The following is a 23,260-nucleotide window of genomic DNA, read 5'->3' on the forward strand; positions in this document are numbered from 1 at the left end:
GGGCGGAACCGTCCGAGGGAACAGTGCCTCTGCGGGGGCCGGTGGAACGCTGATCCGGCCCGGCAGCCTGCCGCCGGCGCTGCTAACCAGGCCGGTGATGTCAGTGGTGTGCTCGTGCGAACCACTTCTGCGGGTCCTCATGACCGGCCCCGAGCATCGGGAAGGCCGGATCCGAGCGGCAGTGCCGCGACCGCGAAGGCCGCGTCCTGCGCCCCGTCGAGTGACACCGGGACGAAGCCGCACATGCGGGCGGCAGCGTCGAGTCGTCGTCCAGCGTCGTGGCTGTCCCACGACGCCGGCACGGTCGTCGTGGCGACGATCCCGACCTTGACCAGGGACCGGCCGCGCTCGATCTTCTCGTCGGCGTCTCGTAGTCGCGCCGCCGCGCGGCGGTCGCGTGCCCGGTCGTCGCGGCCGATCCTCCGTCGCAGCTCGGCCCCCATGGCCGCCGAGGTCTCGGAGCGCTCGGTGGTGCGTTGCGCTGCGCGCCGCCCGACCGGGCGCAGCAGGACAGTCATGCTCCTGCGCTCCCCGGCCTTGTCTGGGACGAGCACGCGGGCGAGCGCACCCATCAAGGCACCGTTGCGGGGCAGCAAGAGGGTCGAGCTGCAGGAGACCCAGTCGCCGTGGCGGTAGCTGCGCAGCGCGACGGTCGCGCTGGTGGGTCCGGCCGCTGCCCAGACGGTGGCCGCACCTCGCTCGTCCCTCGGCGCAGCGAGCGCGTCGGCAAGTCCCCCCGCGTCACCGGGCTCGAACCCGCTGCGCACAGCGACTGCCAGTTCCTCACGCGAGAGCCACCGGACCTTCACGCACCCGGTCGCCCCGAGGAGATACCCTTCGACCTCGGCCAACAGCGGCTGGAGAAGTCGAGCACGGCCCTCGACGCCGCGACCCGACCGACGGGCACCTTTAGCCAGCTGACGATCGGTGACGACCACGCTCAGGTAGGCCTCATGACGTACCGCTGCGGACGCAGTCAGCGCATTCAACTGCTGGTGAACAGCCGCCGAGAGCTCCGGCTCGTGACTGTTGACGTGTGTGCGGACCCATGCCTCCCGGTCGGCGCGCGTCTCAGGCGTGGCTCGCACGTGGAGCGCCAGGAGCCGGACGGCGTCACCGCCAGCGACGGCTTCAAGCAGCGCGGAAAGGCCGGCTCCCATCAGGGCCCGCGACGACTCGTCGCTCAGTCCGATGCCGGGGTGGGTCAGACGCGCGGTCACGGCCCAGGTGCGCCGGGCGTGGTCCTGCACCAGGGCGAGACCGTGCTCTTGACCGGCGGGGCCGCGCACCGCGTGGACGCTGAGCGTGCTCAGCACCCCGGGGAGGTCCGCATCGTCCAGATCGAGGTGGTGAGGTGCGTGGTGAGCAGGATCCACCGCCACGTCTCCTGCCGCGATCCGCGGTTGGAACGTCGCCCAGCCGCTCACCACTCCCCAGGTGTGCCGGGCGACCACGCCGCACCACTGCCAGGCCGACCAGCCGCGAATCGGAATGCACACCAGGGCGACGGTCGCCAGCCAGGTCGGGATCGTCACCAGCAGCGTCGCCCACTCCCCCGTCGCCACCGAGGCCCACGCGGGGGCAGCCCCCAGGACCACTCCCACGAGCTGGGGTCCGGTGAGGCCGAGGAACCACCCCGGTCGCTCCCGCGCCGCAGTCGCGCCGTACACGGTCATGCGAGGAACTCCGCGGCCTCAGCTGCCTCGGCCGCGTGGCCCTCCGCCGCGACGGTCGACGACTTCCCGCCGGTCCCGCCCGGCAGCGTGGCCGGGTGGCGCGGGCGACGACCGGCGCTGGGTCCCGGAGACGAGGTGTCGTAGTAACCCTGGTGACCGACACCCGACTGTCCGAGTACATCGACACTCAGCGCCGCGCCCCGCCGACCGGTCTCCGCCACCTGCCGGATGACCGAACCGACCGCAACGCCGGCGCTCGGGACACCGGACAGCACGCCTCCGAACCGGCCGGACGTGCTCGCGTCGGCCGCGGACTCCGAGCTGCTCCGCCCGTCGGGCGCAGGCTGGGTCGCGGCAGCCGGATCACCGCCAGAGGCTCGCTGCGTACCGAACAGGCCCGAGATACCCCCGTTCGCAGCCAGGGAGGACCGCATCGTGGCGCCCGAGGCCGTCCCGGGGTCCACGAACGCAAGAAGCCGAAACAGCGCCATCGGACAAACGCAGGCCACCAGCATGGTCACGCAGCCCACGACGGCCATGCCGATGCTGGACGTTGCGTCTTCCGTGGCCGTGGTCGCCAGCGATGCTTCGCCGATGCGAACTCCGAGGCCGAGGACCAGCGCGAGCAGTGGGGAGGTGAGGCAGGCGGCCAGGAACCAGCGCACAGCCGTCCACATCCACCGGCGGGTTCCCTCGCCGAGGGCGCCCGCAGCCGCGATGGGCATGGTTGCGGTCAGCACCAGCAGCGCGGCCTCGCGCACCAGCATGATCACGAGATAGCCGAAGGACGCCGGGATGAGGACGAACAGTCCACAGATCCCGAGCACCGTGGATTCCACGACTCCGCTGGCCTTGACCTCCCAACCGGCCCCTGCGGGGAATCCAGCGAAGGCGTCGACACCGACGAGCTGGTCGAGGAGGCCGCTGGCAACGGCGGCGCTGCTGGTGATGACTCCTGCCGCGACCACAATCCAGCCGGCCAGGGCGGCGGCGTACTGAGCGACCCCGGCGAGGAGCGTCCCCAACGGCCGGCCATCTCGACGGATCGCGGCGAGGCCGATCTGGCCCAGTCCGATCAGGAGGGCGACGACCGCCGAGATCCAGAGCGTCGCGCCGTAGAGACCCCGCAGCCCGGGATCGGTGACGTCGGGAGTGGTGAACCGGTCCAGCAGCTTGAAGACGGTGGTGAGCAGCCAGAGGCTCGCTGACCAGAGCGCCATCATCATCGAGGTGAAGCCGTCCGCGAGTCCTTCGGAGGCGGCCTCCCCCAGCCAGCTGAACGGGTTCAGGTCGATCAGGGGGACGATCCAACTGCTCATCGCGTACCCACCAACCACTGCCAGCCTGCCTCGACCGAGGCAGACGAGCCCGGCCAGAGCGACTCCGGTGCCGGCTCCTCGGCACCTGGCGCGATGACCCACCGGCCGCCCATCCAAGTCATCCGCTGACAGTCGGCTGCAGCGATCTGCCCGGGCGCGACGTCGGGAAGGGCGATGACGAAGTCGACGCACGGGGTGACGGTGTCCCCGGCGTCCGCGCGGTCGCTGAGGCCGTGACCAACGCGGAAGGCGCCCATGACGGGCTCCACGACGACCCGCAGCTCGGTCCCCTGCGCCGGCTGCCCGCTGCCGGTAAGGATCTCCCCCACAGCCCGGACCACAGACCACTCATCGGTGGCGGGGCCGCCAGGCGCGATCCACTGCTCTGCCACCAGCTGCGCACGGGGGAGAGACATCCCGGTCAGCACGGTCTGGTCGAGCTCGACCAGCTGCGCAAGAGCCCCCTCCGGCGTCCGCGGGAACCCGGTCGGCACGTCGCCGGCGCCCATGGCCGTGGCGGCCGGCAACCGAATGCGCCCCGTCCCTTCGGTCGTGAGCCGGCCTGGCATCGCGGCTGCCAAGTCAGGCTGCGCGCTCGGCCCAGTCGTCGACGGCGCGCTGTCCACCCCGCGGTCTCTGGACTCCCGAACCCCGTCACCCGCCAGAACCTGCACAACGGTCCAACCCACGGTGGCGACCGCCATGACAGCCGCTGACGCGCCCATGAGCACGAACAGGCGAAGTCGGCGGCGGCTCCACGGGGCGGACAGCCCCTGCCCGGCGCGCCGGCGCATCAGCAGTCCTTCCCGACGATGGCCCACAAGACGCCGTAGATGGTCACGTAGGCGACGGCTGCGAGGACGCACCAGAGCAGGCCTGACGCGCCCATCTGCGCAGCCCGGGACATCGTGGCCACCCGACCGACGATGATCGCCCCCACCGACAGGAACCCGCCGGCGATGATGAGGACGGCGACGCCCCACTTGACCCACGCCAGCAGCAGGTCGGCGTACTGCTCGACACCGTCCGGGGCCTGGGCACACACGTTGTTCACGTTCTCGAGGAACATCTGTCTCAGCTCTCTGGGGTCAGGCCGTGGCGGCCAGGTAGTCGGGCACCGCTCGACGCAGCACTTCGATCGCGAGCTGACGGCGCCGCCGGACAGTGCGCTCGGCCAGCCCGCGTCGGACGCCGACGCGGCACACCGCCTCGGTGGCGGTCGCCCCCGCGCGCTGCTCCGCAACAAGCTCGATGAGGAGGCCGACTGCCTCGGAGGCCAGGAGGCCCTGCTGCTCGGCCCACGCCAGGAGGTCGACGAACTCGGCGGCGGACGTCTCTGGCCCGCTGTCGTCCGCCTCACATTGCTCCAGCGATGCCGAGTCAGCGGCATCCAACCTCACCAACCTGAGGGCGCGTTCGCGCTCCGGCCGGTGCTCGCGGAGAAGCCGCTGACGCGTACGCCGGACCAGGTGACGGCCCACGCTGGGTCCGGGCGACGGCTCCGCCCGGCGGATCTCCAGCCACATCGCCACGACGACGTCCTCCGGCTCGCAGACGTCGGCCAGGTCGCGAGCGGTGCTGCGCACTCCCCCGCCCATCAGCACCAGCGCTGCCATCGCAGCCAGCTGGTCGTCGCTCCCGCGGACTGATCCCAACCCGGTGAGGGCCCCGAGGGCCTGACGGACCGGAACACCGGCGTGCCCCTCCCACGCCTGCAACACAGCGCTGAGATCGGGAAAGCTCGCAAGACGTTGGTCCATGGCCTGCCAGCAGCGCCAGACGAACCCATCGGCCAACTGCTCGGCCACGTGCGTGCTGAGCTCAGCGATCAGGCAGGTCAAGCGCTGCGATGAGGGTCTTGGGTTGCCCGTTCGACCTATGGGTGCTCTGTATTCGTGCGACACGGCGGGGCCTCCGGGACGAGTTGGAATCTGTCCCGCTGAGCAGAGACCTCACCGCTCACCACCAGCCCCACCACCCAGTAGGTAGGGCTGTTCACCGATCGTGGACAACGCCCACCGCGGTTTGGAGGCGCAGCAGGCGGCGGTGCTCGTCGGAGGCCACGCCCGGTTGGCCGATGGGCGGAGCCAGCGGCAACCCCGTGCATCCGTAGGTCAAGTCCCGGGTAGTGGTGTAGCGCTGCGTTCTCCTCGATGAGGTGTCAGGCGGTCAGTGCGGGTAGGTCATCAGCTCCGATCTCGGGTTCGACGCCGGGGACGATGTTCATTCGGGAGCGGGCCAGGACGTCGAGTCCGAGGTAGCGGCGTCCTTCTGCCCATTCGTCGGTCTGTTCGGCCAGGACGGCGCCAACGAGCCGGACGATGGCGTCGCGGTTGGGGAAGATACCGACCGCGTCGGTGCGGCGCCGGATCTCCTTGTTCAGCCGCTCGGTCGGGTTGTTGGACCAGATCTGGGTCCAGATCTCCTTCGGGAACGCGGTGAAGGACAGTAGGTCTGCTCGGGCGCGGTCGAGGTGGTCGTGCACCGCAGGGAGCTTGGCTTCGACGTAGTCGAGCAGTCGGTCGAACTGTGCCTGGACCGCGGCGGCGTCGGGCTGGTCGTAGACGCTGTGCAGCATCGCTTTGACCGCGGGCCACATGCTCTTCGGGGTCACGCTCATGAGGTTGAACGCGTAGTGGGTGCGGCACCGCTGCCAGCTGGTTCCGGAGAGGTTGGCGGCAATCGCCTCACGCAGTCCGGCGTGGGCGTCGCTGGTGACGAGGCGGACCCCGGTCAGCCCGCGGGCGACAAGGTCGGCGAAGAACTCGTTCCACGCCGCTCCGGTTTCGGCGGTCGCGACCCGCATGCCGAGCACTTCGCGGTGGCCATCGTTGTTCACCCCAGTGGCCAGGAGCACGACGGCATTGATGACGCGGCCGCCCTCGCGGACCTTCATGGTGAGCGCGTCGGCGGTGAGGAACGTGAACGGTCCTGCGTCGCCCAGCGGGCGGTGGCGGAAGTCTTCGACGATCGAGTCCAGGTCGGCCGCCATCCGGGAGACCTGGGACTTCGACAGCCCGTCGATGCCGAGCGTCTTGACCAGCTTGTCCATGCGCCGGGTGCTGACGCCGGCGAGGTAGCAGTCGGCCACCACGGTGATCAGCGCGGACTCTGCGCGCTTGCGGCGCTCGAGGAGCCACTCGGGGAAGTAGGTGCCTTTGCGGAGCTTGGGAATCGCCACGTCGATCGTGCCGACCCGGGTGTCCAGGTCGCGGTGGCGGTAGCCGTTGCGCTGCGTTGTCCGGGAGGCCGAGGGGCGGCCCCACTCGGCACCGACGACGGCGTCGGCATCAGCGCAGAGCAAGGCATTGATGATCGACTGCAGCAGGCTGCGCATCAGATCGGGCGAAGCCTCAGCGAGGGCTTCGCCGAGCAGGCCAGCAGGGTCGACAATGTGCGGAGCGGTCATCGTGATGGTCCGTTCGAGAGAGCTGTGAGAGGCGAACTCGAAGGATCACGCGGTGGCCGCGTCTACGTCCACGACAGGGACGAACTCGGCGACCGCGCTACACCACTATCGGGGACTCAACTTAGCTACGCCCCAGACGCCCGGAAGCACTTAGACGAAACCAACGACAACAGAGAGCGAGGAGCCTCCGGATGCCGTGGCAGCCGCGACCTCAGCCCTCGAGCTTGTCGAGCCGCTCCTGGATCTTCGACCCAGCGCGACGCTCGAGCGGGCACGCCGCCAGCCAGCGGCGCAGGACCGCGGCCTCCGCTTCGCGCTCGCCCCGCTTGCGGTGAATGATGGCTGCTTGCTCCGTGTACCAAGGCGCAGGCTCACGACCATCTCGGCCAGCCTCAGCGCCCTCGATAGCTGCGTAACACAGTGCGAGAGCCTCGTCCAGCTTCCCGTCCCGCTTCAGTTGCTTGATGGGTTCGATCGTCTCCAGGTAGTGGACCCCGCCGACCAGCCCGCGCTCGAACCGCTCCGCGCGGCGCGGATCGCCCCCACCCAGCGCTTGCCGAACCATGCCTGTCGTCGCTGCATGCGCCTCGGCACGCTGCTCTTCCACCGTTACTGCGGCCGGGTGGTGGTCGTCGTGCGGCCACACCACCGGACCCTCGCCCGGCGCCACCCACCCGATGACCCGCAGGCCGTCACCCGCACGAGCACCCCACATCTGCACCCGCGCCTGCGCCGCAACGCCCAATAGCGGCCGGTTCTCCGGGTTGACCTGCGCGGCCAGGTAGCCGGGCAAGAAGCCGATACGAGCGCCCTCCACGTGTACCGCCACCACAGGCTGGCCCCGGCCCTCCACACCCATCGCAACGAGCGTGGCTGGCGCCTCGAAATGTCCGCCCTCAGGGAGCCCGACGAACCGGAAGAGGTGCCGGCACTCATCAGCAGTGGACGTCGTGGTAGCCGCCATCTTCACCGGCTCACCCGCACGCCAGTCAGGGCCCAGCCGCATCTCGACCGTGAAGGACTCGCCTTCTCCCGGGTTACTCCTAGGAAGCGGAGCCTCACCAGGGACGTCGGTGCCGTTACTTTTCGCCTTGCGTACCCAATTCCGAAGACCCATCACCTAGAGACCCCTGTCATCCGACATCTGTGCGACCACACGACACCGTGCAACCAGCGACACCAGTCAAGGGCGCCCAGCCTAGGCTCACCGACGCCCGAGCGATGTCCCGTTGTCCGCGCTTCTAAATAACTGCGACATTCCGCCGCGTGTGGACCTACCCCGGCGGGCCCGACTCGGCCTCGGTCGGACCTGGGAAGCTCAAACGCTTGGCTTGCCTACCGACCGACCGGTAGCGAAGGCCCTGCTGGCGCTAGGGGGGGCAGCGTCGCGCTACGTTGCGTCGCCATCCTGTGGACACCCGGTAGTCATCCACCGGTGAGAGCTCCCCACATGCGTGCCGCGGGACGAGCAGGAAGTCTCAGAGGTGAGCACCACGACCGTGATGCACCGTCTCGGCCAGCTTGAGACTCCTCGTGTTGCTCTTCGAGGTGATCAGTGGGACCAGGACGCAATCCCCTACCTCAGCCATCGCGGCGAAACCTCGTGGCATGACGCACGGAGATGGCCTCGAGGGCTCGCTGGCGCCAACCAGACAGGTCGCGGGCACCGCCGGTGCTGGCGGGGCCCGCTTCCCCCTACCGAAGGAGTCCGAGATGAGCAGCCCGACTGAGACCATCGTCGACGGTGGGATCTTGACCATCGACCAGGCGGCCGCCTACCTGGCCATACCCAAGGCGACGCTCTACACATGGCGGACCCGACGCGCCGGCTACGGCCCGCCCGCCATGAAGTTTGGCGGCTGTCTTCGCTACCGGCGCACGGACCTGGATGCCTGGGTAGCGCAGCACGTCGAAGGTCACGACGGCGCTCCGGTTTCACCGCCCGCGCCGGATAACGGCGGTGAGTCGCTGTCGCGAGCCAGCCGTCCGCGCGACTCCTAGTAGCTTCATGCCTGCAGGCCGGCCAGTCACCGAGGTGGGCGTAGCCGGGTCCATCCACGTCAGCCGCGTCCGTCCGGGGGCCTACCGCGCGCGCGTACGGGTACGCGACCTCGATGGCGTCGTTCGACAGGTGACCGCGACCGGCACCACGAAGGCCGCGGCCGAGCGCGCGCTCCGAGCCAAGCTGGTCCATCGACAGACCCCGACAACCGGCGGCACCCTCAGCCGGGAGACGACGTTGGCTCAACTGACGCAGGAGTGGGTCAGTTTCCTGCGCAGTGAAGGAAGGATCGAGCAGAGCACCGTCAATGAGTACCAACGCGTCCTCGACAACGTCATCCTCCCGAAGTTGGGCAGTCTCCGGCTACGAGAACTGTCGACCAGTCGGCTCGAACGGTTCTTGGTTGGCCTGCGTTCGGTCAGCCCCAGCCGACAGCGCAAAGCGAAGGTCGTGCTCAGCGCGGCGCTCGGGATGGCGGTTCGGCACGACGTGTTGATGGTGAATCCGGTCCAGCAGACATCCCGTATCCAACGGGAGAGGTCGGCGACGCGTTCTCTCACCACCGAGGAACTGCGCGAGGTCAGTAAAGCCCTCGATCGCTGGGAGGCGACGCAGCGCCCCGGTCCTCAGGCCTCGACCGACATGCGCGACATCGTCGACCTGATGCTGGCCACCGGCGCCCGGATCGGCGAGATCCTCGCACTGCGATGGACCGAGGTCGACCTCGACGCGACGCCCCCACGACTCACCATCACTGGGACGATCAAGACCGAACCGGGCAAGGGCACGTACCGCAAGCCAAGCCCCAAGACCGACGCGAGCCTCCGGACCCTGTCGCTACCTGACTTCGGTGTAGCGGTCCTCCGACGACGCCAGCAAGAGCACTCGGGCAACCCGCTCGACGCGGTCTTCCCCACTCGCAACGGGACCTGGCAGCAGGTCACCAACGTCGAGCGGCGGTGGCGACAGATCCGTAAGGACACCTCCGTCCAGTGGGTCACCCCGCACACGTTCCGCAAGACGGTCGCGACCCTGATCGCCGAAGCTGTCGACGCCGAAACCGCAGCGCAGCAGCTCGGTCACACCTCCCCCGACATCACCCGGGAGTTCTACATCGCGAAGCCGGCCATCGCCGCCGACGTCGCCCACGTCCTAGCCGGACTGAAGCGGTCATAGGCCAGCACAGCCCGCCAAAGCGACCGAATAAGTGGTGAATAAGTGGTTAATACAGCCAGATCGGTTCAAATGACGAACCGCCCCTGACCTGCGTCTCCGCAGGTCAGGGGCGGTATCTCGGTCGGGCTGACAGGATTTGAACCTGCGACCCCTTGACCCCCAGTCAAGTGCGCTACCAAGCTGCGCTACAGCCCGAGTGCTCGCCGGAGCGAACGGATGAACACTATCGCAGCACACCCCGGGACCGGAATCCGGGTCGTGTGCCCCAGCACGCGCCGGAGCGCGACGTCGGGCACACGACCCCCGGGCAGGCAGGCCTACCGCAGCGTGAGCAGCGAAGGAGTCAGCGCTTGCGCTTCTCCCGCGGCCGCTGCTGGAGCACGATCGGCGTGCCGACGAAGCCGAACTCCTCGCGCAGCCGGCGCTCGACGTACCGCTCGTAGGAGGCCTCGAGCTTGCCGCTGGTGAAGAGGATGAACGTCGGCGGGGCGGTGGAGGCCTGGGTGCCGAACAGGATCTTCGGCTGCTTGCCGCCGCGCACCGGGTGCGGGTGCTCGGAGACGAGCCGGCCGAGGAAGGTGTTCAGCGCGCCGGTGCCGATCCGGGTCTCCCAGCCCTCGAGCGCCTTGTCCAGGGCGGGGACGAGCCGGTCCACGTGCCAGCCGGTGCGGGCGGTCACGTTGATCCGCGGCGCCCACTGGACCTGGACGAGCTCGCGCTCGATCTCGCGCTCGAGGTAGTAGCGGCGCTCCTCGTCGACGAGGTCCCACTTGTTGAACGCGATCACCAGCGCGCGGCCGGCCTCGCGGACGGTCTGGAGGATGCGGACGTCCTGCTCGGAGATCGACTGCGACCCGTCGAGGACGAGCACGGCGACCTCGGCGCGGTCGATGGCGGTGCTGGTTCGCAGCGAGGCGTAGTACTCGTGGCCCGACGCCTCCTTGACCCGCTTGCGGATGCCCGCGGTGTCGATGAAGCGCCACTGCCGCCCGCCGAGCTCGACCAGCTCGTCCACGGGGTCCACGGTGGTGCCGGCGACGTTGTCGACGACGACGCGCTCCTCCCCCGCCAGCCGGTTGAGCAGCGAGGACTTCCCGACGTTCGGCTTGCCGACGATCGCGATCCGCCGCGGGCCGCCCACCTCGGGCTCCTGCTCCGGCGGCGGCTCCGGCAGCGCGGCGAGGATCGCGTCGAGCATGTCGCCCGAGCCGCGCCCGTGCAGCGCGGAGACGGGGTACGGCTCGCCGAGCCCGAGGTTCCACAGGCCGTACGCCTCGGCCTCGGTGCGGGCGTCGTCAACCTTGTTCGCGGCGAGCACGACCGGTCGGCCGGACTTGCGGAGGATCCGCACGACCGCCTCGTCGGCGTCGGTGATGCCGACCGTGGCGTCGACCACGAACAGCACCGCGTCGGCGAGGCTGACGGCGACCTCGGCCTGGGCGGCGATGGACAGGGCCAGCCCGCGCGCGTCGGGGTCCCAGCCGCCGGTGTCGACGACGGTGAAGGCGCGGCCGGCCCAGGTGGCGTCGTACGACACCCGGTCGCGGGTCACGCCCGGGACGTCTTCGACGACCGCCTCACGGCGACCGATGATGCGGTTGACCAGCGTCGACTTCCCGACGTTGGGGCGGCCGACGACCGCCAGGACGGGGACGGGTCCGAGGACCTCGCTCATGGTGCTCCTTGCTCGGTGACCCCGGTGGCGGGGTCGGGTTCGACATCGGTGGCGGGCAACGGACCAGGCAGCTCCAGCCCGGTCGACCTGCGTGCGCGGTCCTGCTGGACCAGCATGTGCTCCCGCAGGAACAACGAGGCCTGCCCGACCTGTTCCCGCGTGCGCGGGAAGGGCGTGGCTGGGACCTGCCACGGTGTGCCGAAGCACACCGCGACCCGGCCGCCGCGAGGCGGCAGCTCTCCCATGTGCGCGCCGGGGGCGCGGGTCCCGAAGAAGGTGGTGGGGACGACGGGGGCTCCCGAGACCAGGGCGAGGTACGCCGCGCCGCGATGGAAGCGGTCCAGCTCGCCGGCGCCGCGTCGTCCCTCGGGGAAGACGCCGACCGCACCGCCGTCGCGGAGCACCCGCAGGCAGGTCCGGACCGCGCGCGGGTCGGGGTGGAACCGGTCGACCGGGATCTGTCCGGAGGCCGTCAGGAAGCGGCCCATCCGGCCCTCGAACATCTCGACCTTGGTCAGGGCGTGCACCGGCCGCGGGGCGAACGCCGCGAGGAGCGGGCCGTCGGCGACCCCGATGTGGTTGGCCGCGAAGATCACCGGCCCGCGGGCGGGGACCTCGGCGGCACCGTGCACCTCGACGTGGTTGCGGCGGCGCACCAGCCAGCGGGCGGCCGGGCGCGCCGAGTGGAGGAGGGAGCGCGCCGGGTGCGGGACGCCGTCGCTGCGCGGCCGCTCGAGGTGGGCGGCCGACGCCGGCCGGGTCACGTGCCGACCCGGTCGACCATGCCCACCACCAGCTCGATCACCTCGTCGAGGGTGTGGCCGGTCGTGTCGAGGTGGACCGCGCCGTCGGCCATGACCAGCGGCGCAGTGGCCCGGCCGGAGTCGATGGCGTCGCGGGAGAGGAGGAGCCGCTCGGTGGCGGCGAGGTCGGCGGCGCCCTGCTCGGCGGCGCGGCGAGAGGCGCGGGCCGAGGCGTCGGCGGTGAGGTAGAGCTTGACCGGCGCGTCCGGGACGACGACCGAGCCGATGTCGCGGCCCTCGACGACGATCCCGGCGGGCTCGACGTCGGCGGCGATGATCTCGCGCTGGAGGCGCAGCAGCCGGGCGCGGACCGCAGGGACGGTGCTGACCGGCGAGACCGAGCCGGTGACCGCGTCGGTGCGGATGGCGGCCGCGACGTCGACCCCGTCGACGGTGATGGTCGGCGCGGCCGGGTCGGTGCCGGACTCGATGACCGGCTCGTCGCAGCGGGCGGCCACCGCGTCGGCGTCGTGCACCTCGACGCCGTGCTCGAGCATCCACCAGGTCATCGCGCGGAACATCGCGCCGGTGTCGAGGTAGCGCAGTCCCAGCCGAGTCGCGACCCCGCGGCAGGTGCTCGACTTGCCCGAGCCGGACGTGCCGTCGACGGCGACGACCAGCCGGTCGGGGACGAGGTCGGCACGGTCCGCGGCAGCAGTGGTCACGGGGCCGCAGCCTACCGGTGAGCGGTCCAGCCCCGTGATTCCAAGGAGGCCACCAGGTGGTCGGCGCGCGCCTCCTCGACGAGCAGCTCGACGAGGCCGACCGGGCGACCGGGGTCGTGGTCGATGCGGATGTCCTCGATGTTGACCTCGCTGGCGACCGCGTCGGCGAGCAGCCGCGCGAGCTCGCCGGGGTGGTCGGGCACCGAGACCCACACCGACGCCATCGGCCGCGCCGGGCCGCCGTGCTTGGCCGGGATCACCCGCGTGCCGGCCACGCCACGCTCGAGGACCTGCTCCAGCGCGGACCGGTCGCCGCGCCCGACGGCGTCGCGGACCCGGTCGAGCTCGGCGCGGACCTCGTCGAGCAGCGCGACGACCGCGTCGGCGTTCGCGCTGACGATCTGTCCGTACAGGCGCGGGTCGCCCGCCGCGACGCGGGTGACGTCGCGCACGCCCTGGCCGGAGAGCGCGAGGTGGTTCTCCGGTCCCGAGGCCAGCCGGCCGGCGACGAGCGCGGAGAGCAGGTGCGGCACGTGGGAGGTGCGGGCGACGGCGCGGTCGTGCTCGTCCGGCGTCAGCCACACGGGTACGCCGCCGGCCAGCCGGACCAGCGCCTCGACCGTCTCCACGGCCGCCGGGTCGGAGCCGGCGTGCGGCGTGATCGCCCAGGGGCGGCCGTCGAAGAGCGAGGCGGACCCGGCGAGCGGCCCGGACCGCTCGCTGCCCGCCATCGGGTGGCTGCCGACGTACCGGGCGACCCCGGGGTGGCCGGCGACCGCCGCCAGGGGGACGCCCTTGACGCTGCCGACGTCGGTGACGACCGCGTCGGTGCCCTCGGTCGCGTCGAGCGCGGCTGCGATCACCGCACCGAGGTGGTCGGGCGGCACGGCGACGACGACGAGTGCGGGCCGGTCCTCGGGCGTGCGCGGCCGGCCGGCGCCGAGGCCGGAGGCGGTGCGGACGTTCTCGGCCGTGGTGTCGGTGAGCAGCACCTCGATGCCGGCGCGGCGGCAGGCCAGGCCGATCGAGGTGCCGAGCAGCCCGGCACCGACGACCTCGACCGGGCCGGCGAGCCGCGGCTCAGGCATCCGGGACGTCGCGGGTGCGGGTCAGGTCGCGGCGCAGCGCGGCCGCGCCGTGGAGGTAGACGTGGGTGATGTCGGCGCGCGGCAGGTCGGTCTCGACGTGCGCCATCATCCGGACCACCCGCGGCATCGAGCGCTCGATCTCCAGCTCGCGCGCGCAGATGAGCGGCACCTCGCCGAAGCCGAGCTGGCGGGCGGCGTACGCCGGGAACTCCGAGACCAGGTCGGAGGTCGCGGTGAAGATCGCCGAGATGAAGTCGTCGACGACCAGGCCGTTGGCCTCCATCACGCCGGTGACCATCTCCGCGACCCGCTCGAGCATGTGGTCGCGCGAGTCCTCCTCGAGCTGGGTCGCACCTCGGACCGCTCGCACCGCCACGTGATCACTCCTCGCCTCGCCTGCACGTCATGGGACCGGTCAAGGCTAGCGGGGCGCGGCGCCCGGCACGCCCGCGGCTCAGCCCGGCTGGTAGCTCCCCACCGACCAGTGGTTGCCCTCCGGATCGGCCACGCTGCCGCCGCGCCCGCCGTAGGGCTGCTCGACCACCGGCAGCAGCACGGTGCCGCCAGCGGCGACCGCGCGCTCGACGAACGCGTCGGGGTCCGCGGTGACCAGGTACGCCGCGCTGCCGCCGGGGTTGTCGACGGCCGCACCCTCGCGCACCGAGCCGAACATGATCCCGCCGCCGCCGGGCCAGAGCCACTCGGCGTGGACGACGACCGCGTCGTCCTCCTCGTCGCGGTACGCCGCGTGCTCCTCGAACCCCACCGCGCGCAGCCAGGCCGTCATCGCCGTCGCGTCGCGGAAGGCCAGGGTGTGCCACAGGCCGACGGCGCCCGCCGCGCCCGCCGTCTCGTCCGTCGGCTTGTTCGTCATCTCGCTCGTCAGGTCGTTCGTCAGGTCGTTCGTCGTCGTGTCCATGCCCTCAGCGTGCGGCCCCGGCGGCCGCGGTGTCTTGGACGAACGGGAGCTCCTCGCTGATCCAGGCGCTCGGTGGGCAGCCGGCCAGGGCGGTCCACTCCCGGGTCAGGTGCGCCTGGTCGGCGTAGCCGCAGGCCGCGGCCACCTCGGCGAGCCGGCGCCGGCCGAGCAGGTCGCGAGAGCGCTCGAAGCGGCCGATCCGGTGCAGCTGCTTGGGGGTCAGCCCGGTCTCGGCGCGGACCAGCTGGGCCAGGTGGCGACGGGAGTAGCCGACCTCGGCGGCCGTCGCGGCGACGGTCCTCCCCCGCGCCAGGAGCGCCAGCGCGCGGGCGACCTCCGGGCGCAGCGCGACCGGCGCCCGACGACGCGCCTGGTCCGCGAGCGCCGCGGCGACCAGCGCCGCGCGGCGCTCGTGCGGGGTCTCCGCGAGCCGCTCGGGCAGGTGCCGCAGGCCGGGGGCCAGGGCGGGCGCCAGGTCGGGGAGGCTGAGCAGGCGACCGGCGAGCTCGGCGGCCGGCATCCCGAGCAGAGCGCGGGCGCCGAGCGGGGTCAGCGCGAGCTGGACGCCGCGCTGGTGGCCGTCGTGGCGGATGCGCGCCGGCCCGGTGTGCAGCCCCGAGACACTGGACCAGGCGACGGTGCGGCTGCCGGGCTCGCCGGCCCAGGCCACGTCCAGCGGGTCGTCCGCGGGCAGGACCAGCGTCAGCTGCGAGGACGGCAGGCCGCGGTGCGAGCCCGCGGCGCCCAGGTCGACGTCGTACGACACCAGGGAGGCGACGTACGGCGTGAGCTCGGGAGGGACCCGCACCTCACCAGCCTAGGCCGCGGCGGGCCCGGCCGCCTCACATCGAGGCCGCGTCCAGCAGCTCGCCGAGCTCGTCGTGCGTCAGGTCGCGCAGCTCCCCGGGCGCCAGGCCCTTGAGCTGGACCGACCCGATCGCGGTGCGGGTCAGCCGGCGGACCGGGTGACCGACGTGGTCGAGCAGACGGCGCACGATCCGATTGCGGCCCTCGTGGATGACCAGCTCGACGATCGAGCGCTCCCCGAGGGTCTCCACGACCTTCGCCTTCTTGACCGTGACCGGCCCGTCCTCGAGGGTCACGCCCTCGAGCAGCTGCTTGATCGTGCGGCGGAAGACCTCGCCCTCGACCTCGGCCACGTAGGTCTTGTCGACCTCGTAGGAGGGGTGCGCCATCCGCTGGGCGAAGTCGCCGTCGTTGGTCAGCAGGATCAGCCCGGAGGTGTCGGTGTCGAGCCGGCCGACGTGGAAGAGCCGCTCGGGGCGGTCCTCGACGAGGTCCTGCAGCGTCCGGCGGCCCTCGGGATCCGACATCGTGGAGACCACGCCGCGCGGCTTGTTGAGCACGAGGTAGACGTGGGCGGAGACCGGCGGCAGCCGCTTGCCCTCGACCCGGATGACCGCGGTGCGCGGGTCGACCTTCGTGCCGAGTCGGGTGACCACCTCGCCGTCGACCTCGACGGAACCCTCGAGCATCAGCTCCTCGCAGCGGCGGCGCGAGGCGACGCCGGACTGCGCCAGCAGCTTCTGCAGCCGGATCAGGCCGTCCTCGTCGGTCTGGATCTCCCTGCCGTGCGCGCTCATGCCGGCTCCGTCCCGCCGTCGGGCTCGGTGCCCGGGCCGGTCGGCGGCGCGGGCTCGGGCAGCGGCTCCGGCTCCCCGTCAGGGGTGGGTGTGGGCTCGGGCGCGGGGGCGCTCATCGCGGACAGCTCGTCCTCCAGGTCGTCCATGTCGGGCAGGTAGGGCGCCAGCTCAGGCAGGTCGTCGAGCGAGGTGACGCCGATGCGTTCGAGGAAGTACCCCGTCGTGCGGTACAGGTTCGCCCCGGTCTCGGGGTCCTGGCCGGCCTCCTCGACGAGGCCGCGGCTGAGCAGCGTACGCATGACGCCGTCGACGTTGACCCCCCGGATGGCCGAGACCCGCGCGCGGGAGACCGGCTGCTTGTAGGCGACGACCGCCAGCGTCTCCAGCGCAGCCTGGGTCAGCCGGGCCTGCTGGCCCTCGAGCACGAACCGCTCGACCACACCGGCGAACGCCTCGCGGGTGTAGAACCGCCAGCCGCCGGCGACGTTGCGCAGCTCGAAGCCGCGCTCCTGCTCGTCGTACTCCGCGGCGAGGGAGGCCAGCGCGGCCGACACCTCCGCGCCGGGGTGGCCCACCGCGGCCGCGAGCGTGGGTACGTCGAGGGGCTGGTCGGCCACCATGAGCACCGCCTCCAACGAGGGTCGCAGCGCAGTCAGCGGCACCTCCGGCTCCGCGGCCTGCTGCTGGTCGTGCTCGTGGGCCTGCTCGTGGGCCTGCTCGTGGGTCGTCTCAGCCATCGCCGTCTCCCTCAGCGGCGCCCGCCTCAGGCGGCGCGCCCTCGAACTCGTCACGGACCAGGTCGTCGACGTCGGCGTCCTCGTCCCCGGTCCACCGCACCGTCAGCTCCCCCAGCGGCGTCACCTGGTCGAAGGCGACCGCGCCCTCCCGGAACAGCTCGAGCAGCGAGAGGAACCGCGCCACCGTGGTGAGGGTGTCGGGGCTGTCGCGGCACAGGGCGCGGAAGGTCATCGTGCCGCTGCGGCGCAGCCGGTCGACCACCAGCGCGGCCTGCTCGCGGACGCTGACCCGCGGTGCGTGGATGTGGTGCAGGCTCACCTCGGGCGGGCCCGGCTTCGGCGCGAGCGCCCGGGCGGCCAGCGCCGCGAACTGCTCCAGGCCGATGCCGATGAGCACCTCCGGCAGCAGCGTGGCGTACCGCTCCTCCAACCCGACCGCACGCGGGTGCCGACGGGCCTCGCCGGCCAGCCGGGTAGCGAGCACGGCCGCGACCTGCTTGAAGGCCTTGTACTGCAGCAGCCGGGCGAAGAGCAGGTCGCGCGCCTCGAGCAGCGCGAGGTCCTCCTCGTCCTCGACGTCGCCCTGCGGCAGCAGCCGGGCGGCCTTGAGGTCGAGCAGGGTGGCCGCGACGAGGAGGAACGAGGTCGTCTGCTCCAGGTCCCAGACCGGCCCGCCGGCCTTGACGTGGGCGATGAACTCGTCGGTGACCCGCGAGAGGGCCACCTCGGTGACGTCGAGCTTGTGCTTGGCGATCAGCGAGAGCAGCAGGTCGAAGGGGCCCTCGAAGTTGTCCAGCCGCACCGCGAACCCCGACGGTTGCTCGCCGCCGGTCGGCTCCGCCGGTGCGGTGCTCATCCCTCGGTCAGCCGCCGGACCAGCGCGCTGTCGTCACCGTGGGCCTCGTAGTCGGCCAGCGCGAGCGCCACCGCCTCGCGGACCAGCCGGCCGCGGTCGACGGCCAGGCCCTGCCCGCGGCGCAGGGCCAGCCGGGCGTGCTCGATCTCGAGCAGCTCCTCGGAGGTGACGTAGACCGTCATCTTCTCGTCGTGGCGCACCCGGCCGCTGGGCCGGCGCCGGCCGGCCGGCTGCTCGGCGGGCTCGGGCTCGTCGGCGGGCCGGTCCGGCACCGCGCGGACGGCCTTGGGCGGCGCCGGCGGCTCGTCGTCGGGGACCGCGGTGGGGCGGAAGAGCTCGTCGGCCGAGGGCAGGCTCACTCGGCGGGCCACCGGGCGAGCACCTCCTTGGCGAGCTGGCGGTAGGAGTCGGCGCCGGCCGAGCTCGAGGCGTACGTCGTGATCGGCTCGCCGGCGACGGTCGAGTCGGAGAACTTCACGGTCCGGCGGATGACGGTGTGGAAGACCTTGTCGCCCCAGGCCTGGACGAGTCGCTCCATGACCTCGCGGGAGTGCAGGGTGCGGCCGTCGAACATCGTGCCGAGCACGCCGTCGATCTCCAGGCCGGGGTTGAGCCGCTCCTTGACCTTGTCGATCGTGGTCTTCAGCAGCGCGACGCCGCGCAGCGCGAAGTACTCGCACTCCAGCGGCACGATCACGCCGTGGCTGGCGGTGAGCGCGTTCACGGTCAGCAGGCCCAGCGAGGGCTGGCAGTCGATGAGGATGACGTCGTACTCCGCCAGCGCCGGCGCGAGCACGCGCTGGAGCGTCTGCTCGCGGGCGACCTCGTGGACCAGCTGCACCTCGGCGGCCGACAGGTCGATGTTGGAGGGGAGCAGGTCCATGCCGGGCACGCCGGAGGGGACGACCACGTCATCGAGGGTGACGTCGCGCTCCATCAGCAGGTTGTAGACCGTCAGGTCCATCTCGTGCGGGTTGAGGCCCAGGCCGACCGAGAGCGAGCCCTGGGGGTCGAAGTCGACCAGCAGCACCTTGCGGCCCTGCTCGACCAGCGAGGCGCCCAGGTTGATCGTCGTCGTGGTCTTGCCGACGCCGCCCTTCTGGTTGCACATCGAGACCACCCGCGCGTTGCCGTGCGCGGTGACCGGGCGCGGCTCGGGGATGACCGGCATCGGGCGGCCCGTCGGGCCCAGCGCGGGACCGTCCGCGGCCGGCTTGCGGGAGGCCTGGACGGGGCGTTCGAACGGGAGCGGCTCGGTCACGTGAGCATCGTCCTCCACCGGGTTCGCAGGTCGCGCCGGCGGGGTCGGGGTGCGGACCAGGGGCGGCATCTCGGGTGCACCGGAACCGGCGTGGATCCCACCATCGCTCATCTGCTGCTCCTCGTTCCCGACCCACGCCGCAGGGGCGGGGACGTTTGTCGACTTCACGACTTGTGACCGTCTCCCGCACCCTAGGACCGCGCTCGGACCCACAACAACACGACGGCGGAATCCCCCAGTCCGGACCGTGATCTGTGCACGAGGTGTGCACTCGGCCCCGCTCCCGTGCACAGGCAGCGGTGCTCCTGTGGAGTCACCTGTGGAGGAACGCCCGCCCTCGGCGCGCCCTTCGACCGGGCTCGGCGTCAGCCGAGCAGGTCCTGGTAGTCGGGGTGCTTGTCGATCCAGCCGCGGATGAACGAGCACTGCGCGACGACCTTCGTGCTGCCCTCGTCGCGGGTGGCGTCCAGCGCGGTCCGCGCCAGCGCCGAGCCGACCCCGCGGCCCTCGAAGGCGTCGTCGACGACCGTGTGGGTGAAGGTGACGGTGCTCCCGTCGCGGGTGTACTCGGCGTACCCCGCGACCTCGCTGTCGATCTCGGCCACCCAGCGCTGCGCGTCCGCCTCGTCCCTGACCTGCGGTGTCGTCTCGCTCATGCGGCCCACCGTACGGCCCTCAGCCGAGCGCCTCGTCGAGGTTGGCCGCGGCGCTGATCAGGGAGAGGTGGGTGAAGGCCTGCGGGAAGTTGCCCAGCTGCTCGCCGTTGAGGCCGACCTGCTCGCCGTAGAGCCCGAGGTGGTTGGCGTAGGTGAACATCTTCTCCAGCGCCAGCCGGGCGTCGTCGACCCGACCGACCCGGGTCAGCGCCTCGACGTACCAGAACGAGCACATCGAGAACGTCCCCTCGACGCCGTCGACGCCGTCGTCGGTGCGCTCGGGCTCGTAGCGGAAGACCAGCGTGTCGCTGACGAGCAGCTCCTCGACCACGGCCAGCGAGGAGAGGAACCGCGGGTCGTTGGCCGCGACGAACTTGACCATCGGCATGAGCAGCACGCCGGCGTCGACGGTCGTGGCGCCCTCGTAGGCGACGAACGCGCCGAGCTCCTCGTCCCAGCCCTCGTCCATGATCCGGTGGTAGATCTCGTCGCGGACCTCGGCCCAGCGGGCCAGCTCGCCGGGCAGGCCGCGCTGGCGGGCGGTGCGCATCATCCGCTCCACCGCCACCCAGCACATCAGCCGCGAGACGATGTGCGGGCGCGGCGTGCCGCGGATCTCCCACATGCCGGCGTCGTCGCGGTCCCAGTTGTCCATCACCCAGCTCAGCAGCCGGGTCAGGTCGGACCAGGCGTCGTGGCTGATGCCGGGGCCGTACTTGTTGAACAGGTAGACCGAGTCGATCAGCTCACCGTAGATGTCGAGCTGGAGCTGGCCGGTCGCGGCGTTGCCGACCCGCACCGGCCGGGAGTCGCGGTAGCCGCGCAGGTGGTCCAGCTCGTGCTCGGGCGGCACGTTGCCGTCGATGTCGTAGGCCACCCGCAGCGGGCCGAGCTCGTCGACCAGCTCGTCGTCGGTGTCCTCCCCCATCCGCTCGGAGAGCCAGGCCATGAACCGCGCCGCCTCCTCGGTGAAGCCCAGCTTGAGCAGCGCGTAGAGGCTGAACGCGGCGTCGCGGACCCAGACGTAGCGGTAGTCCCAGTTGCGGCCGCCGCCGATCTCCTCGGGCAGGCTCGTCGTGGGCGCCGCGACGATCGCGCCCGACGGCTCGTGGGTGAGCAGCTTGAGGGTCAGCGCGGAGCGGTTGACCATCTCCCGCCAGCGTCCCACGTACGTCGACTGGGCCAGCCAGCCCCGCCAGAAGGCCGAGGTGGCCTCGAACAGCTCGTCGAGGTCGAGCTCGCCGCCGGGCTGGACCTCCGCGCCCTCCTCGAGCACCTCCAGGGCGAACAGCACGTGCTCCCCCGCGCTCACCTCCACCTCGGCGCTCACCGTGCCGTCCTCGACCTCGAGACCGGTCGTCGCGGACAGGCCCAGCCGGACGCCGGGCCCGGTCAGCAGCAGCCCACCCTCCGCCTCGGTGACCTCGACGCCCGCCCGTCCGTAGTCCGGTCGCGCGCGGAGCGACATCCGCAGCCGGGTGGTGCCCCGCACGGCCGCCACGCGACGTACGACGCGTTGGCGGTGGTCGGGGTCGTGGGCGCGGACCACCGGCATGAAGTCGTGCACCTCCGCGACCCCCTCCTCGTTGTGGAAGCGGGTGATGAGGATGTTGGTGTCGGGCAGGTAGAACTGGTGGGTCGTCGTGGTCAACGCGACGGGTTCGATCCGCCACGACCCGGCGTCGGGGTCGAGCAGCGAGCCGAAGACGCTCGGGGAGTCGAACCGCGGCAGGCACAGCCAGTCGATGGTGCCGAGCACGTCGACCAGCGCGCAGGTGCGCAGGTCGCCGACGAGGCCGTGGTCGGCGATCGGCGGGTACGCCGCGCGCTCCTCCTGCTGCTCAGCCACCGAGCCGCCACCCGCCCTCGGGCAGGGCGAGAGCGGCATCGGGCCCCCAGGAGCCCTGCTCGTAGGGCTGGAGCTCCGGCGGGTCGTCGAGCAGCGGCTGACAGACCTGCCAGAGGCGGTCGACCTCGTCGGAGCGGGTGAAGAGCATCTGGTCCCCGCGCATGACGTCGAGCAGCAGCCGCTCGTAGGCCTCCAGCGGCTCGGAGCCGGGGAACTCGGTCTCCAGGTCCAGCCGCATCGTGGCCTCGGAGACGACCATCCTCGGTCCGGGCACCTTCGCGCGGACGTCGACCTTGACCTCGGGCTGGTCGGTGAGCTCCAGCACCAGCTCGTGCGGGCACTTGACCTGCTCGAAGAGGGGCTCGTCGGGCTCCCTGAACCGGAGCGTGATCGTGCGCCGACCCTCGGCGAGCGCCTTCCCGGTGCGCAGGTAGAACGGCACCCCGCGCCAGCGCTCGGTGTCGACCCGCGCCTCCAGCGCCACGAACGTCTCGACCTCGGAGTCGTCGGCGACGTCGTCCTCGTCGCGGTAGCCGGCGTACTGGCCGAACACCGCGTGCTCGCGGTCGAAGGGCCGCAGCGCGGCGAACACCTCGGCCTTGGCGTCGCGCAGCGCCTCGGCGCTGAAGTCGCGCGGGCGGTCCATGGCGACGAAGCCGAGCAGCTGGCACAGGTGGGTGGAGATCATGTCGCGCAGGCCGCCGGTGCCCTCGTAGAAACCGCCGCGGCCCTCCAGCCCCAACGCCTCCGGCACGTCGATCTGCACCGAGGCGACGTCGCGGGCGCACCAGGCCGCCTCCAGCAGCCGGTTGGCGAACCGCAGGGCGAGGATGTCCTGCACGGCCTCCTTGCCGATGAAGTGGTCGATGCGGAAGATCGCGTCCTCGTCCACGACCTGCTTGAGCGTGCGGTCCAGCTCGCGGGAGGACTCCAGGTCCAGCCCGAACGGCTTCTCGACCACCAGCCGGGCGCGCTCGGCGATGCCCTCACGCCCGAGCATCCCGACCATGCCCTGCATCGCCGAGGGCGGGACCGAGACGTACACCAGCCGCCGGGCCTCGCCGCCGAGCTCCTGCTCGGCCTCGCGGACGGCCTCGGCCAGGTCCGAGCCGTCATCGGCCGAGGAGGGCCGGAACGAGACGCGTCCCACGAGCTCCTCCAGCGTCGCCTCGTCGGCGTCGTCGACGCTCTCGCGGACGGCGACCCGCACGAGGTCCTGGAACTCCTCCGGGGAGTCCGGCGCGCTCCGCCCGCTGCCGATGACGGCGTACGCCTCGGGCAGCCGGCCGGCGGCGGCCAGGCGGTACAGCCCGGGGTAGAGCTTCCGCTTGGCCAGGTCACCGCGAGCCCCGAAGAGCACGAGGACGTGGGGCGGCAGGTGGTTCTCGGTCACACCCCCTCGGTGGCCTGCCCTCCCCCGCACCAAACCCCGCCCGGTGCGGCCCGGTGCGGCCCGGTGCGGCCCGGTGCGGCCCGGCCACGCCTACCCGGGCCCCTGGCGGGATAGTCCGCCACAGGCGCGCCCTTTCGCGGCCGGCCAAGGGCGCTGGTGTGGCGGACTACCC

24 protein-coding genes and 1 tRNA gene are annotated in these 23,260 nt (G+C 71.9%); 2 read left to right on the top strand and 23 right to left on the bottom strand.

All coding sequences use genetic code 11. The annotated features are described in order from the left end of the window. Positions 1–137 precede the first annotated feature (137 nt). The 7 genes from HPC71_RS11565 to HPC71_RS11595 form a co-directional block, all read right to left on the bottom strand. Positions 138–1,676, bottom strand: coding sequence for an SCO6880 family protein (locus tag HPC71_RS11565; RefSeq protein WP_154614137.1), 1,539 nt, complete (start codon positions 1,674–1,676; stop codon positions 138–140). Beyond that, on the bottom strand, positions 1,673–2,995 hold the full coding sequence (locus tag HPC71_RS11570; RefSeq protein WP_154614135.1) for a TrbL/VirB6 family protein: 1,323 nt from the start codon (positions 2,993–2,995) through the stop codon (positions 1,673–1,675). The genes HPC71_RS11565 and HPC71_RS11570 overlap by 4 nt, the downstream gene beginning before the upstream one ends. After that, on the bottom strand, positions 2,992–3,789 hold the full coding sequence (locus HPC71_RS11575; RefSeq protein ID WP_154614133.1) for a hypothetical protein: 798 nt from the start codon (positions 3,787–3,789) through the stop codon (positions 2,992–2,994). Before HPC71_RS11575 ends, HPC71_RS11570 begins: the two co-directional genes overlap by 4 nt. Then, on the bottom strand, positions 3,789–4,064 hold the full coding sequence (locus tag HPC71_RS11580) for a hypothetical protein (RefSeq protein WP_154614131.1): 276 nt from the start codon (positions 4,062–4,064) through the stop codon (positions 3,789–3,791). The genes HPC71_RS11575 and HPC71_RS11580 overlap by 1 nt, the downstream gene beginning before the upstream one ends. Positions 4,065–4,083: 19 nt before the next feature. Next, positions 4,084–4,836 (bottom strand): hypothetical protein, encoded by a 753-nt coding sequence (locus HPC71_RS11585; RefSeq protein ID WP_154614130.1) that lies wholly within the window; start codon positions 4,834–4,836, stop codon positions 4,084–4,086. A 320-nt stretch (positions 4,837–5,156) separates the two neighbouring features. Continuing rightward, on the bottom strand, positions 5,157–6,404 hold the full coding sequence (locus HPC71_RS11590) for an IS256 family transposase (RefSeq protein WP_154617526.1): 1,248 nt from the start codon (positions 6,402–6,404) through the stop codon (positions 5,157–5,159). Between the two features lie 211 nt (positions 6,405–6,615). Beyond that, positions 6,616–7,263: a hypothetical protein gene (locus HPC71_RS11595; protein ID WP_154617481.1), complete on the bottom strand. Its 648-nt coding sequence runs from the start codon at positions 7,261–7,263 to the stop codon at positions 6,616–6,618. Positions 7,264–8,117: 854 nt separating this feature from the next. Between HPC71_RS11595 and HPC71_RS11600 the strand changes: the two genes are divergently transcribed. Together HPC71_RS11600 and HPC71_RS11605 are read left to right on the top strand one after the other, a co-directional pair. After that, positions 8,118–8,405 carry a helix-turn-helix domain-containing protein gene (locus HPC71_RS11600; protein WP_154617479.1) on the top strand — a complete coding sequence of 96 codons (288 nt, stop codon included), beginning with the start codon at positions 8,118–8,120 and terminating at the stop codon, positions 8,403–8,405. 130 nt (positions 8,406–8,535) lie between these two features. Then, positions 8,536–9,582: a tyrosine-type recombinase/integrase gene (locus HPC71_RS11605; protein WP_171896709.1), complete on the top strand. Its 1,047-nt coding sequence runs from the start codon at positions 8,536–8,538 to the stop codon at positions 9,580–9,582. A 121-nt stretch (positions 9,583–9,703) separates the two neighbouring features. Here the strand turns inward: HPC71_RS11605 and HPC71_RS11610 are convergent. The 16 genes from HPC71_RS11610 to zwf form a co-directional block, all read right to left on the bottom strand. Further along, a tRNA-Pro gene (locus HPC71_RS11610) sits at positions 9,704–9,777 on the bottom strand. Positions 9,778–9,925: 148 nt separating this feature from the next. Continuing rightward, on the bottom strand, positions 9,926–11,257 hold the full coding sequence (gene der, locus HPC71_RS11615) for a ribosome biogenesis GTPase Der (RefSeq protein ID WP_154617475.1): 1,332 nt from the start codon (positions 11,255–11,257) through the stop codon (positions 9,926–9,928). Continuing rightward, positions 11,254–12,021: a lysophospholipid acyltransferase family protein gene (locus HPC71_RS11620; RefSeq protein WP_171896710.1), complete on the bottom strand. Its 768-nt coding sequence runs from the start codon at positions 12,019–12,021 to the stop codon at positions 11,254–11,256. The genes der and HPC71_RS11620 overlap by 4 nt, the downstream gene beginning before the upstream one ends. Continuing rightward, positions 12,018–12,725: a (d)CMP kinase gene (cmk, locus tag HPC71_RS11625; protein ID WP_253943695.1), complete on the bottom strand. Its 708-nt coding sequence runs from the start codon at positions 12,723–12,725 to the stop codon at positions 12,018–12,020. The genes HPC71_RS11620 and cmk overlap by 4 nt, the downstream gene beginning before the upstream one ends. 11 nt (positions 12,726–12,736) lie before the next feature. Then, positions 12,737–13,813, bottom strand: coding sequence for a prephenate dehydrogenase (locus tag HPC71_RS11630; protein ID WP_154617473.1), 1,077 nt, complete (start codon positions 13,811–13,813; stop codon positions 12,737–12,739). Beyond that, positions 13,806–14,189 (bottom strand): chorismate mutase, encoded by a 384-nt coding sequence (gene aroH, locus HPC71_RS11635; protein ID WP_171896711.1) that lies wholly within the window; start codon positions 14,187–14,189, stop codon positions 13,806–13,808. Before aroH ends, HPC71_RS11630 begins: the two co-directional genes overlap by 8 nt. Before the next feature lie 78 nt (positions 14,190–14,267). Next, positions 14,268–14,732, bottom strand: coding sequence for a VOC family protein (locus tag HPC71_RS11640; protein WP_216656400.1), 465 nt, complete (start codon positions 14,730–14,732; stop codon positions 14,268–14,270). 4 nt (positions 14,733–14,736) lie between these two features. Continuing rightward, a complete protein-coding gene (locus tag HPC71_RS11645; RefSeq protein ID WP_216656401.1) occupies positions 14,737–15,540 on the bottom strand; it encodes a helix-turn-helix domain-containing protein in 804 nt (267 codons plus the stop codon). 34 nt (positions 15,541–15,574) lie between these two features. Beyond that, entirely contained in the window at positions 15,575–16,336 is a 762-nt protein-coding gene (locus tag HPC71_RS11650; RefSeq protein ID WP_154617471.1) for a pseudouridine synthase, read from the bottom strand. Continuing rightward, complete coding sequence (scpB, locus tag HPC71_RS11655; RefSeq protein WP_154617469.1) at positions 16,333–17,073, bottom strand: SMC-Scp complex subunit ScpB; 741 nt, start codon at positions 17,071–17,073, stop codon at positions 16,333–16,335. Before scpB ends, HPC71_RS11650 begins: the two co-directional genes overlap by 4 nt. After that, a complete protein-coding gene (locus HPC71_RS11660) occupies positions 17,066–17,929 on the bottom strand; it encodes a segregation and condensation protein A (protein WP_154617467.1) in 864 nt (287 codons plus the stop codon). Before HPC71_RS11660 ends, scpB begins: the two co-directional genes overlap by 8 nt. Beyond that, on the bottom strand, positions 17,926–18,300 hold the full coding sequence (locus tag HPC71_RS11665; RefSeq protein ID WP_171896712.1) for a hypothetical protein: 375 nt from the start codon (positions 18,298–18,300) through the stop codon (positions 17,926–17,928). Before HPC71_RS11665 ends, HPC71_RS11660 begins: the two co-directional genes overlap by 4 nt. Next, on the bottom strand, positions 18,285–19,190 hold the full coding sequence (locus tag HPC71_RS11670; RefSeq protein ID WP_257866268.1) for a ParA family protein: 906 nt from the start codon (positions 19,188–19,190) through the stop codon (positions 18,285–18,287). Before HPC71_RS11670 ends, HPC71_RS11665 begins: the two co-directional genes overlap by 16 nt. A 365-nt stretch (positions 19,191–19,555) precedes the next feature. Beyond that, positions 19,556–19,846, bottom strand: a complete 291-nt coding sequence (locus tag HPC71_RS11675) for a GNAT family N-acetyltransferase (RefSeq protein WP_154617464.1) — start codon at positions 19,844–19,846, stop codon at positions 19,556–19,558. A 19-nt stretch (positions 19,847–19,865) separates the two neighbouring features. Next, a complete protein-coding gene (locus HPC71_RS11680; protein ID WP_216656402.1) occupies positions 19,866–21,695 on the bottom strand; it encodes a glycoside hydrolase family 15 protein in 1,830 nt (609 codons plus the stop codon). Then, positions 21,688–23,088 (bottom strand): glucose-6-phosphate dehydrogenase, encoded by a 1,401-nt coding sequence (zwf, locus tag HPC71_RS11685; RefSeq protein ID WP_171896713.1) that lies wholly within the window; start codon positions 23,086–23,088, stop codon positions 21,688–21,690. The genes HPC71_RS11680 and zwf overlap by 8 nt, the downstream gene beginning before the upstream one ends. Positions 23,089–23,260: the final 172 nt, after the last annotated feature.

Source organism: Nocardioides marmotae (assembly GCF_013177455.1).
In the GTDB taxonomy this organism is placed as follows: Bacteria; Actinomycetota; Actinomycetes; order Propionibacteriales; family Nocardioidaceae; genus Nocardioides; species Nocardioides marmotae.

Excerpts from the sequence above, each read along its gene's own strand:
- HPC71_RS11580 (WP_154614131.1), bottom strand. The coding sequence starts at position 4,064 with ATGTTCCTCGAGAACGTGAACAACGTGTGTGCCCAGGCCCCGGACGGT.
- HPC71_RS11570 (WP_154614135.1), bottom strand. The coding sequence starts at position 2,995 with ATGAGCAGTTGGATCGTCCCCCTGATCGACCTGAACCCGTTCAGCTGG.
- scpB (WP_154617469.1), bottom strand. The coding sequence starts at position 17,073 with ATGGCTGAGACGACCCACGAGCAGGCCCACGAGCAGGCCCACGAGCAC.
- HPC71_RS11650 (WP_154617471.1), bottom strand. The coding sequence starts at position 16,336 with ATGAGCGCGCACGGCAGGGAGATCCAGACCGACGAGGACGGCCTGATC.
- HPC71_RS11590 (WP_154617526.1), bottom strand. The coding sequence starts at position 6,404 with ATGACCGCTCCGCACATTGTCGACCCTGCTGGCCTGCTCGGCGAAGCC.
- HPC71_RS11640 (WP_216656400.1), bottom strand. The coding sequence starts at position 14,732 with ATGGACACGACGACGAACGACCTGACGAACGACCTGACGAGCGAGATG.
- HPC71_RS11575 (WP_154614133.1), bottom strand. The coding sequence starts at position 3,789 with ATGCGCCGGCGCGCCGGGCAGGGGCTGTCCGCCCCGTGGAGCCGCCGC.
- HPC71_RS11565 (WP_154614137.1), bottom strand. The coding sequence starts at position 1,676 with ATGACCGTGTACGGCGCGACTGCGGCGCGGGAGCGACCGGGGTGGTTC.
- HPC71_RS11660 (WP_154617467.1), bottom strand. The coding sequence starts at position 17,929 with ATGAGCACCGCACCGGCGGAGCCGACCGGCGGCGAGCAACCGTCGGGG.
- der (WP_154617475.1), bottom strand. The coding sequence starts at position 11,257 with ATGAGCGAGGTCCTCGGACCCGTCCCCGTCCTGGCGGTCGTCGGCCGC.
- HPC71_RS11595 (WP_154617481.1), bottom strand. The coding sequence starts at position 7,263 with ATGGGTGTGGAGGGCCGGGGCCAGCCTGTGGTGGCGGTACACGTGGAG.
- HPC71_RS11630 (WP_154617473.1), bottom strand. The coding sequence starts at position 13,813 with ATGCCTGAGCCGCGGCTCGCCGGCCCGGTCGAGGTCGTCGGTGCCGGG.
- HPC71_RS11675 (WP_154617464.1), bottom strand. The coding sequence starts at position 19,846 with ATGAGCGAGACGACACCGCAGGTCAGGGACGAGGCGGACGCGCAGCGC.
- HPC71_RS11600 (WP_154617479.1), top strand. The coding sequence starts at position 8,118 with ATGAGCAGCCCGACTGAGACCATCGTCGACGGTGGGATCTTGACCATC.